General features: G+C 71.2%; 8 protein-coding genes. 4 read left to right on the forward strand and 4 right to left on the reverse strand.

Annotated features, from left to right (window positions below; translation table 11 throughout):
• Positions 1–27: 27 nt before the first annotated feature.
• Both BLA60_RS33975 and BLA60_RS33980 read left to right on the forward strand, forming a co-directional pair.
• Entirely contained in the window at positions 28–813 is a 786-nt protein-coding gene (locus BLA60_RS33975) for an endo alpha-1,4 polygalactosaminidase (RefSeq protein WP_075137139.1), read from the forward strand.
• 148 nt (positions 814–961) lie between these two features.
• On the forward strand, positions 962–1,546 hold the full coding sequence (locus BLA60_RS33980) for a hypothetical protein (RefSeq protein ID WP_075137140.1): 585 nt from the start codon (positions 962–964) through the stop codon (positions 1,544–1,546).
• On the opposite strand, the gene BLA60_RS33985 is transcribed toward BLA60_RS33980, so the two are convergent.
• From BLA60_RS33985 to BLA60_RS34000, 4 genes are all read right to left on the reverse strand, one after another.
• Positions 1,543–3,159 (reverse strand): outer membrane protein assembly factor BamB family protein, encoded by a 1,617-nt coding sequence (locus BLA60_RS33985; protein WP_084735668.1) that lies wholly within the window; start codon positions 3,157–3,159, stop codon positions 1,543–1,545. The two genes, BLA60_RS33980 and BLA60_RS33985, sit on opposite strands and share 4 nt — an antisense overlap.
• A 21-nt stretch (positions 3,160–3,180) precedes the next feature.
• Positions 3,181–6,231, reverse strand: a complete 3,051-nt coding sequence (locus BLA60_RS33990; protein ID WP_154814802.1) for an NHL domain-containing protein — start codon at positions 6,229–6,231, stop codon at positions 3,181–3,183.
• A 120-nt stretch (positions 6,232–6,351) separates the two neighbouring features.
• Positions 6,352–7,407 (reverse strand): chitinase, encoded by a 1,056-nt coding sequence (locus tag BLA60_RS33995; RefSeq protein ID WP_075137165.1) that lies wholly within the window; start codon positions 7,405–7,407, stop codon positions 6,352–6,354.
• Positions 7,408–7,497: 90 nt separating this feature from the next.
• Positions 7,498–7,929, reverse strand: coding sequence for a TolB-like translocation protein (locus BLA60_RS34000; protein WP_075137143.1), 432 nt, complete (start codon positions 7,927–7,929; stop codon positions 7,498–7,500).
• A gap of 98 nt (positions 7,930–8,027) precedes the next feature.
• Between BLA60_RS34000 and BLA60_RS34005 the strand changes: the two genes are divergently transcribed.
• Positions 8,028–9,392: an MFS transporter gene (locus BLA60_RS34005; protein WP_075137144.1), complete on the forward strand. Its 1,365-nt coding sequence runs from the start codon at positions 8,028–8,030 to the stop codon at positions 9,390–9,392.
• A gap of 82 nt (positions 9,393–9,474) precedes the next feature.
• Positions 9,475–10,815: a glycosyltransferase gene (locus tag BLA60_RS34010; protein ID WP_075137145.1), complete on the forward strand. Its 1,341-nt coding sequence runs from the start codon at positions 9,475–9,477 to the stop codon at positions 10,813–10,815.
• The last annotated feature ends 297 nt before the right edge of the window (positions 10,816–11,112 follow it).

An 11,112-nucleotide genomic window follows, 5' to 3' on the forward strand; every position in this document is an offset into this window, starting at 1 on the left:
GGCCGTGCCGTGCGTAGGGTTCGCCGGGTGCACAGGTTCCCGCCGGCGCTGGTCGCTCCTGTCGTCGTCCTTGTCGTCGCCGCTGGTTGCTCGGCCGAGGACGGCTTCCCGGCCGATCCCGTGTTCGACTACCAACTCGGCGGCGCGTACCCACCGGCCGACGACGTCACCGTGGTGGTGCGCGACAGCACCGCCGACCCGGCGGCCGGCCGCTACACCGTCTGCTATCTCAACGCCTTCCAGACCCAGCCCGACGACCGGGACCGCTGGCTCACCGACCACCCCGACCTCGTCCTGCGCGACGGCGCCGGCGAACCACTGGTCGACCAGGACTGGCCGGGGGAGATGATCCTCGACACCACCCGCGCCGCCGACCTCGCCGAGGTCCTGGCCCCGGACCTGCGCCACTGCGCCGACGCCGGCTTCGACGCCGTCGAACTCGACAACCTCGACTCCTACCTGCGTTCGGCCGGCGCGCTGACCATCGAGGACAACCTGGGTCTGGCCACCGCCCTGGTGACGCTCGCCCACGACCATGGCCTGGCCGCCGGCCAGAAGAACACCGCCGAACTCGGCACCCGAGGCCGCGACGAGGCCGGCTTCGACTTCGCCGTCGTCGAGGAATGCGTGCCCCACGACGAGTGCGCCGGCTATGCCGAGGTCTACGGCCCCCGCGTCCTACCGATCGAGTACACCGACACCTGGCCCACCCCCACCGAAGCCTGCGCCGGCGCCCTGCCCGCCACCATCGTCCGCGACCGGGACCTGCTGCCCCCCGGCGAACCGGGCCACGTCTCCGTGCGCTGCCGGTAACGAAACCCGGAAACAGGGCCACGGGAAAACCGTGGGCGCGGGTGATCGCGCATTCGGGACCTCGTCCACGCGGGTTGTGGTATCAAGGATTTGGTCGGGTAAAGGATCCTCGTGATCATTCGGGCCAGAGTTCGCGGGAGGGGTCACCGTGCGCGAGAAGGATAATCACAGTGACCACCACCAGGGGAACCGCTGGCTGATCTTCTGGACGGCGGTCGGTGCCCTGGCGGCCTCCGGCGCGCTGATCTACACCTCCGTCTCCAGTGCCAGCCGGAACGAGCCCGTTTCCACGCCCTCCGCGCCGATCACGTCCCAGAACGACGCGACCACCACGGCGTCGAGTGAGCCGCCACCGGACACCCCGCCCGTGGCCGACCCGGCCAACAATGGCTGGGAGCCCGGGCCGATGGAACTGCTGCTGACCGGCCATCCGATCGCCCTTTCGGACGATCTGAACGATCCACCCGATATTGGCTACGATTTCTCCACCCAGAGCATCTCCGCGCACAACGACGCGTTCATTCTGGACGGCATCGAGCCCGACCCCGACAACCCGCCCAGCGCCGCGGTGTGTCGCTATGCCGCGGAGCACGGCGAACGCTACAGCGGGCTCCCGGGCTGGAACCTGCGCGGCTACCTCTGCATGGTGACCTCACGCGGAAACCTGGTGCTGGTCCTGCCCGAGGGTTCCACCAACGGCATCACGTTCCGGGTCTGGGCGGCGCCGGTCTAGGACCGCAGGTGGGCGGCGACCTGTTCCAGGGTCGTGGTGATCGTGTCCTGGTCCTCGGTCCAGACCTCGACGAAGACCGTGCCGATGCGGGCGATCCTGGCGCCGGCCATGCCGGTCGGGGACTGGCCGATCTCGTCGACGCCGGTGGGGCCGGGGGTGCCGCCGAGGCGGCCGGCGGCCTGTTCCTCGGTGGCGGCGACCCACGCCACCCGCAGGGTCAGGCGGTCGCCGTCGGGCAGGCGGCGGACGCAGTCGACCTGGGGCACCTCGACCGTGCCGGTGGTGTCGGTGAGGGTCGGTTCCTCCTGGCCGGCGCCGCCGGGCAGGGTGACCGCGTCGAGCAGGTCGCACGGGGCCGGCCAGGACTCGTGCGGGACGCCGCCGAGGTCGACCGGGCCGTCGGTGGGGGTCGAGGTCAGGGCGATCACTGACACGGTGTGGTCGTCGGCGCGGTGGGCGAACAGCAGGTGTTCGCCGGTGACGCCCAGCCACACCGGCTGGGCGGGGAACGGGACCGCGCCGGGCAGCGGCATGCTCTGCTGGGTGCCGGTCGCCAGGTCGCCGACCACCAGTTGCGGCAGCCAGTCCGCGACGCCGGCCTGGTTCAGGTAGTACATCGTGTCGCCGTCGAACGCGGCCGGGCCGAGCAGCGACGGCCAGCCGGTCACCGCCTCCTCGGCGGTGCGCAGGTCGCGCAGTGACAGTCGCGGCGCGGCCTTGATCACCTGGTAGGCGCCGAACTGGTTGCCCGGCCTGGCCGGCACGGGGTCGTGCGCGGTGCCGTCGCGGTCGATGCGGACCACTTCCTCGCCCCGGTGGGAGAACACCGTTTCGTCCTCAATGGACACTCCGCTGGTCGAGCCGCCGGGAATGCTGGCGTCCAGCTCCTGGGTCCACAGGTGCCTGCCGTCGGCGGGGTCGAACGCGTCCCACTGCCGGCCTGGCGCGCACACGCCGCTGACCAGCACGAGACTGCCGTCGTGCCAGCTCGGGCGGGTGAGGTTGGGGATGCCGCAGCGCCGGAACTCGGTCTCCCACCGCACCTCGCCGGTCCGCACGTCGATCCCGGTCAGCGGGCCGGCCTCGTGCCGGTCGGCCGGCAGCGCCGCGATCACCCCGTCAGCCGGCGGGAACTCGTCGGTGCGCCACTCGTTCTTCTTCTCCCACAACAGTTTCCCGTCACCGGCGGCGAGGCCGACGAGCCGGTTGACCGCGCCCTCGGTGTTGGCGGTCTCACTGTCGGTCGAGGACAGCACGACCACGCCGTCGCTGACGAACCCGCTGACCCGCCGGCCGGGCTCGTGGTAGGACCAACCCGGCTCGCCGGAGGCCACGGCGTAGGAACGCACCCCGGAGTCGTTGAACACCACCAGGTTCCCCGAGTCCAGCGCGAAGTCCGCCTCGGGCCTGGTCGTGGCGCTGTGGGTGGGGATCTCGCCGGCCTGCCACCGCTCGGTGAGGATCCCCGGCGGCGGACCGCCCGCACCGGGCAGTGCCGCCGGCGCGGTCCCGGTCCGGTGCTCGACCCGCACCTGTTCCTCCTCGCCCCCCGAACAGGCGCTCGCCAGCACCGCCAGCGACACCAGTACGAGCACGCCCCGTGCCCTCGCCATCGTGTTCTCCCTCCCCTTGTCTCACCTGCGCCGGCCACGGACCGCCAGAGTCACGGCACCCGCCGCGACCACCGCGCCGGCACCGAGACCGACCGCCAGCCACGGGAACGAGCCCCCCATCTCACCCGGCCGCACCACGACCAGCACCCGGTGTGATTCCGGCTGGGCGAAGTACAGATCGCCCCCAGGTCCGACGGCCAACGCCCCCGGCGGGTTCCACGGTTCCGGCCCGCCCAGTGTCCACAACGGAAGGTCGAGGGTGTCGATGGTGCCGTCGGGGTCGACCCGGCGGATGCCCTCCCCGGTGCTGATGTAGACGGTCCCGTCGTCGGCGACCGCGACGTCGCTCGGTGAGCGGAGCGGGGCGTCGGTGGCCGGCCCACCGTCTCCCTCGTCGTCGCCACGGCTTCCGTTGCCGGCGAACACGGTCGCCGTGGTCCCCGTCACCCGCATCACCCGGTCGTTGACGCTGTCGGCCAGGTACACCACGCCGTCGCGGTCGACGTCCGCGCCGGCGAACTGGCCCCGGACCAGGGCCTGAAGCCGACCGTCCTCACCGAGCCGGTACAGGAAGTGCTGGCCGACCAGGTGAAGCTCACCGTCCGGTCCGGTCGCGAGCGCGCTCGTGCGGAGCATAGTCGCGGTCGCGGGACGGCCATCGAGATTCGGCTCCTGGAAGGGACCGCGCCCGCTGGCCACAACCGACTCCGCGCCGTCGGGGCGCCGCCGCCACACGCCGGGAGCGTCCGGGTCGCCCACCGTGTCCAGGTACAGCGAGCCGTCCCGGTCGGTCGCCAGCGCGCGGGCCATCCGGTCGAGCGTGCTGATCGTGCCGTCGGGCGCGACCGCGCGCACCACACCGTGCTGGTCGGCCACGTGGAGCGTGCTGTCCGGGCCGACCGCGAGCGAGAGGGGGAACGGCACGACGGCCTCGGTCGCCGGCCCGCCGTCACCGGACTCGTCCTTGGCGGCCCGCAGGTCGGCGAGCGTGTCGATGGTGCCGTCGGCGGCGGAGATCCGGCGCAGCAGGCCGCCGGAGGTCGCGACGTGCACGTTCCCGTCACGGTCGACCGTCACGGCGGTCGGCTCGAACACCGCGGCCCTGGTGGCCGGCCTGCCGTCGCCGTCGTCGGCCCGCGCCCCGGTGCCGGCGATCGTGGTGATGTCGCCCTTCCGGTCGACCATCCGGACGCGGTTGTTGTACGTGTCGGCGATGTAGAGCGTGCCGTCCGGGGTGACGGCGAGCCCGCTCGGCGCGTTGACCTGGGCCTCGGTCGCCGGCCCGCCGTCGCCGGCGAACCCGGCCTCCTTGTCCGAGCGCGCACTGTCGCCGACGACCGTGGTGAGGATGCCGTCGCGGCCCACCCGGCGGACCGCCGCGAACCGTCCCTCGGCGAAGTAGACGCTGCCGTCGGGGCCTACGGCCACCGGCCCCAGCCGGCTCAGGTCCGACTCGGTCGCGGGGTGGCCGTCGCCCTCGGCTCCCCGGCGTTGCCCGCCGCCGGCGATGGTGTGCGGGACGGCGTCGGCGTCGAGTCGCTGCACCAGGCCTTCTCCCTCGCCCCGACTGTCCCGGGTGGTGACGACCAGCTCGCCCGAGGGGTCGATGGCGACACCCCACGGGGGGCCCATCCCGTTGCCGCCGACGGGGCTGCCGGTGCCGTCCTGGGCGATCAGCCGCAGCCGGTTGTTGCCGTGGTCGGCGACGTGGGCGCCGTTCTCACCGACGGCCAGGCCCCGGGGTTGTTCGAGCTGGCTGGTCACGACGGTGACCGTGCCGTCCGGCGCCACCTGGCCCAGTTCGTGGTGCACGGCGTCGGTGTAGTGGATCGTGCCGTCCGGTCCCGCCGCGAGGCCGTCGACGCGCGGCGTGGTCACCGTGAGGTGCTCGCGGGCGTTCGCGTCGCGCTGTTCGCCGTTGCCCGCGACCACGTGGACCGTCCCCGGGGCCTCGTCGACCCACGGCGAGGCCCCGCCGTCCTGATCGCTGGTCGCCGGTGGGGTCCCGTGGCGCACCAGCCGGTGGACCTGGTTCCGGCCGGTGACGTAGAGGTCCCCGTCGGGGCCGACCGCGATGTCGTCCCCACGGAGGGTGGGTGTGACGGTGGTGATGATGCCCTTCGGGGTGATCCTGCGGACCTGCCCGTGGTCGATGTCGGTGACGTACAGGTTGTCCTCGGCGTCCACCGCGATCCCACCGACGCGCCCGCCCTGGGCGTCCCGCACGTGCCCGCCGTCACCGGACAGCCCACCGGAGAAGGTGGCGACCGTGCTGAGCACGCCGTCCGGGGAGATCTTCTGTACCCACCGGCCGTCGTCGGGGACGACATGGACCGAGCCGGTGGAGTCCACGGCCAGCAGGCTCGGTTTCGTGAGCGCGGCGAGGGTCGCCGTGATCTCGCGGGAGGGGTACTCCCGGCCGCCGCCGGCGATCGTGGTGATGATGCCGTCGCGGTCGATCCGGCGGACGCGCCCGTTGTGGACGTCGGCGACGTAGAGGTTGCCCTTGCCGTCGATGGCCAGGTCGCCGGGCGTGGAGATCCGCGCCCTGGCCGCCGGCCCGCCGTCGCCGCCGGTGCCGCCGTCGCGGTAGCTCAGGTCGCCGTCGCCGGCGACCACGGTGAACCGGCCGTCCTCGCCGCCGCGCAGGATGCCGCCGTGGGTCGCGACGTAGCGGGTGCCGTCGGGGGCGATGGCGACCGCCAGTGGCGGGTTGTCCACGCCGAGGTCGGTGATCCCGGGGCGGGGGGCGACGGTGCCGGGGACGGTGTCGATGATCCCGTCGGTGACCGTGCGCAGCCGGCCGTTGGTCCGGTCGGCGAGGTGGACCGTCCCGTCCGGACCGACGGCCACCCGCAGGTAGTCGCCGAGGCGGGCGTCGCGGGCGTCGCCGCCGTCGCCGGAGTACCCGTACTCCCCGATACCGGCCACGACGACCACCTCGCCGGGTCCGGGTTCGCGTTCCCCGGTGGCCGGCTGGGCGAGGGCAGGTGGGGCGAGCGCCAGGGTCAGGCCGATGGTCAGGCCGATGGCACCGGCGAGCCGGCGGATCGGTCGGGCTGTGCTGATCACGGCCGCGATTGTGGCGACGGCCGCTCTCACGGCACGCTCATCCGGCCGAGGTCACCAGCTCAGGGGTGGGGCGGGGTCACGGCGCTGACGATCCTGGCCTCGACCCGGTGAGCCGGTTGCTCACCGCCGGCCCTGCAGACTCCTGACGTTGTCGCCGAAGGTCCACCCGCGTGAGCCGTCCCAGTTGATCGACCAGGTCATGAGCCCCTTGAGCGATCCGGAGAAGGCGTTCCACGCCTGGGCCACCAGACCCGTGGACATGTGCCCGCCGCCCGCGCCCGGCTGCGCCGGCAACCCCGGCGCCTGCTTGTCGTAGGGAACGCGGATCGTGGTCCCCTGGATGACCAGGCCACGGTTGAGGCACTCGGTCTGGGCGCGGAACCCCTCGACGGTGCCGGCCTGGTAGGAGTCGCCGGAGCAGCCGTACATGCTGCCGTTGTAGTACTGCATGTTGAGCCACCACAGGCGGCCGTTGTCGGCGTACTTCTTGACGATCGGCAGGTAGGCGCCCCAGATGGAGCCGTAGACGACGCTGCCGCCGGTGACGTAGGCGGTCTCCGGTGCCATCGTGAGCCCGAAGTTGGCCGGCATCCTGGCGAGCACGCCGTCGATGATGCGGATCAGGTTGGCCTGCGACGGGGAGAGGGTGGTGATGGTGCCGCTGCCCACCAACCCGGTCTCGATGTCGATGTCGATCCCGTCGAAGTTGTACTCCTGGAGAATCGGCACGATCGTGTCGACGAACCGGTCCGCCACCGCCGACGAACTGAGATCGATCCCCGCGGTCGCGCCGCCGATGGACATCAGGATCGTCGCGCCGTCGGCCTTGGCCTGACACATCTCGGCCGGGGTGGCGACCTTGACGGTCTGGTCCATCCCGTCCTCCCACAGGACGGTGCCGTCCGAGCGGATGACGGGGAAGGCGGCGTTGATCACGTTGTACCCGTGAGCCCTGATCCGACTGTCGGTGATCGGGATCCAGCCCAGCGGGGGATGGACGCCGTTCACCGCGCCGTCCCAGTTCTCCCAGTAGCCCTGGAGGATCTTGCCGCTGGGCCGGGACTTCACCGGGCAGGTCTCGGCTGGCGCGGCGCTCCCCGAGCCCGCTGTGACCAGCGGGGCGGCGACCACCGCGGCCAGGGCGGCCACGAGCAGACGTACCTTTCGACCGAACATGACGGCTCCCATCCCGAGGCAGGGTAGAGCCCATGATAGGTCCAGACCATTGCCGAACACGACCGACGATCGGGTGGTCTAGACCAAGCGCTACTCGCTGAGGGTGAGCACCACCGGCGCCTCGCCGGTGCCGACCACGATCGCCCCCCGAACCCAGTAGATCTCGTCCAGGCTGGCCGCGGTGAGCCTCGGCGCGTCGTGCAGAACCTTCGGTTCGCCGCCCGGCCGCCCGACCACCCGCACCGTCCCCGGCGACGCGAGATAGACGATGGCATGGCCACGCGGCCCCCACGCGGGATAGGTGACCTCCCCCAGGGTGACCGGAACCGCGTCGCCACCCTGAACCGGCACCACCCTGGCGGCGCCCGGAACCGGCTCGCTGGCCTCAAGGTCGTACCTGTCGCCCAGGAGGTACTCCCCGTCGGCGGAGAACGACAACACGTTGTACTCGCCGTCCAGCAGCGTGCGCGGCTCATCCCCGTCCAGGTCGGCGGGTGTCCACTTGGGTTCCCCCCAACCCACATGATCACACGGGTGTTACGCAACAATATCACGGGGTATCTAGATAGTTAGTGGATGTGTACCCTCCCAGGTTCGGCCAACGAGCGGGAGGCAGGAGCATGACCGAACCACCCACGATCGCCACGCCTGACAAGAAGACCCTTCGACGGGCCATTACCGCGTCCGCCATCGGCAACATGACCGAATGGTTCGACTACGGGGTCTACGCCTACACGGCTGTCCACATCGGCAACGCCTTCTTCCCCAGTGAGAACGGTGCGGCCTCGACCCTCGGCAGCCTCCTGGTGTTCGCCGTGTCGTTCCTGATCCGGCCGTTGGGCGGCATGGTCTGGGGGCCGCTCGGCGACCGGCTCGGGCGACAGAAGGTGCTGGCCACGACCATTCTGTTGATGGCCGGCGCCACCCTGTGCGTCGGCCTGCTGCCGGGGTACGCGACGCTGGGCATCCTGGCTCCGATCGGGCTGGTGGTCCTGCGGATGATCCAGGGCTTCTCCACCGGCGGCGAGTACGGCGGCGCCGCCACCTTCATGGCCGAGTACGCCCCGGACGACAAACGCGGCCGCTACGGCAGTTTCCTGGAGTTCGGCACGCTCGCCGGGTTCACCCTCGGCGCCGCGCTCGCCCTGATCGTCGAGCAGATCGTGGGAGCCGCGGCGATGGCCGACTGGGGATGGCGGCTTCCGTTCCTGATCGCCGGGCCGCTGGGGATCATCGGGCTGTACCTGCGGTCCAAGTTGGAGGACACACCGGTCTTCCGGGAATGCGCGGCCGGCGGCGAACTGGAGACCAGGACCGGGACCTACGTCCGTGACCTGCTCGGCTACTGGCGCCCGCTGCTGCTGCTCATGGGGCTGGTGGTGACGCTCAACATCGTCAACTACACCCTCCTCGCCTACATGCCGACCTATCTGGAAACCGAGATCAACCTGTCCTCGACCGAAGCACTCGTCCTGATCATCATCGGCCAGTCGGCGATGATGTGTCTGGTGCCCTTCGCGGGGGCCTGGTCGGACCGGGTGGGACGCAAGACCCTGTGGTGGATCTCGATCGTGGGGTTGTTCGTGATGGCCATCCCCATGTTCCAACTGATGGAACAGGGCTTCGGTGGCGCGGTCATCGCCTTCGCCGTCCTCGGGCTGCTCTACGTGCCGCAACTGTCGACGATCTCCGCGATGTTCCCCGCCATGTTCCCGACCCACGTGCGCTACGCCGGTTTCGCCATCGCCTACAACGTCTCCACCTCGCTGTTCGGTGGCACCGCGCCAGCGGTCAACCAGGGCCTGATCAACGCCACCGACGACCTGCTGTTCCCCGCCTACTACATGATGGGCGCCTGTGTCATCGGCGCCGTCGCGCTGTACTTCGTGCCGGAGACCCGGGGGTGTTCGCTGCGCGGACGCGGCCTGCCCGGTGTCGACACGCTGCCGGGGGAGGAGCCGGAACCACTCGCCACCACCCGCTGATTCGGGCTGTTCTCGACCAGGTCACGAGGCGACGCTCTCTAGGGTCTTCGCATTCTGTTGACCAAGGTCGAGGAGGGTTTCCATGGCCGGCATTCTCATCGGGGCCAACGCCTACGTCGGACACGTCACGCCGTTGCTGCCCATTGCTCGGCTGCTCGTCGAGCGTGGGCACGACGTGCGTTTCTACACCGGACGCGCGTTCGAGCAGCGGGTCCGGGCCACCGGCGCCCGGTTTCTGCCGATCCGCGCGGAACTGGAGGTCGACGAGCGCGACCCGAACGCCCGGTTCCCCGAACGCGCGTCGCTGTCGGGGGTGAAACTCGTCAAGCACATCGTGCGGCACGAGTTCACCGCCGACGGCCTGGCCCAGTACGAGGACTTCCGCGCGATCCTCGACGACGAGCCAGCGGACCTGATGCTCGTGGAGAGCACGTTCGCCGGCGCGCGCTGGGTGCACGAGAAGGGCGGCCCGCCGTGGGCCGTCCTCAACATCACCACGCTGATGCTGGGCAGCCGGGACACCGCGCCGGGTGGCTTCGGGCTCGCGCCCGGCCGGGGCGCGGTCGGGCGATTACGCGACCGCCTGCTGCGGCGACTGGTGTTCCGGACCTTCCGCGAGGAGATCCGCTACTTCGACGAGCTGCGGCAGAGCATCGGCCTGCCGGCCACCGGCGAGTACGTCACCGAGGCCCCACTGTCGCCGTTCCTGTTCATGCATCCCACGGTGCCCGCGTTCGAGTTCCCGCGCACCGACCTGCCCCCACAGGTGCACTTCCTCGGGCCGATCCTGCCGCCCCCGCCCGCCGACTTCACACCGCCGCCCTGGTGGTCCGACCTGGACAGTGGGCGGCCGGTCGTGCACGTCACCCAGGGCACCGTGCAGACCGACGGCGCCCACCTGATCACCCCGACGATCCGCGCCCTGGCCGGCGAGGACGTGCTGGTCGTGGCCACCACCGGCGGGCCGCCGGTCGAGTCCCTGCGCCTGGACCACGTGCCGGACAACGTCCGGCTGGCCCGGTTCGTGCCGCACGCGCGGCTGCTGCCCTACGTGGACGTGATGGTCACCAACGGCGGCTACAACGGCATCCAGGCCGCACTGGCCAACGGCGTACCGCTGGTGGCGACCGGCCGCACCGAGGACAAGCCGGACGTGTGCGCGCGGGTCGCGTGGGCCGGGGTGGGGGTGGACCTGCGGTCGGCGCGCCCGTCGCCCGCCCGGATCCGGGGCGCGGTGCGCCGGGTGCTGTCCGACCCGGGATTCACCCAGCGCGCGCGGCTGCTCAGCGAGTCGATGGCCGCCCACGACGCGCCGGCCGAGGCCGCCGACCTTGTCGAACGGCTGCTGGCTACGGGACGTCCGGTGGTGCGCGCGCAGCGCCCGGACGCGGTTGACCTGGCCGGGGTCCGCGCGCTGAAATGATCATCCGCCGGTCGCCGGCCGGGTTTCTCGCGGCGGTGCTCCAGTGCTCCGCGAGCGATCCTCGGGGGTAATCGTCAGCGGGTTGAAAGTGGTTCGAAATTCGACACCCGGCCGGTGTTCCGCTCTTTTTCGCCGATGAATGTCGTGGGTACATTTCTCGCGCTCGATCGGAACTTCGATGAACTCGCGAGGTAGAAAAATGATCACCATCGAGATGCTCGCGACGCTGATCCGCCAGGAGATGCGCGGGAAGCTGTCGGCCGACGTCACGATCGACGAGGGCACCCGGCTGGACGA

This window comes from Actinophytocola xinjiangensis (assembly GCF_001921215.1).
GTDB classification, from domain to species: domain Bacteria; phylum Actinomycetota; class Actinomycetes; order Mycobacteriales; family Pseudonocardiaceae; genus Actinophytocola; species Actinophytocola xinjiangensis.

Bases quoted from the DNA above. Each gene is read 5' to 3' on its own strand.
- BLA60_RS34005 (WP_075137144.1), top strand. From the start codon at position 8,028: ATGACCGAACCACCCACGATCGCCACGCCTGACAAGAAGACCCTTCGA.
- BLA60_RS33995 (WP_075137165.1), bottom strand. From the start codon at position 7,407: ATGTTCGGTCGAAAGGTACGTCTGCTCGTGGCCGCCCTGGCCGCGGTG.
- BLA60_RS34010 (WP_075137145.1), top strand. From the start codon at position 9,475: ATGGCCGGCATTCTCATCGGGGCCAACGCCTACGTCGGACACGTCACG.
- BLA60_RS33985 (WP_084735668.1), bottom strand. From the start codon at position 3,159: ATGGCGAGGGCACGGGGCGTGCTCGTACTGGTGTCGCTGGCGGTGCTG.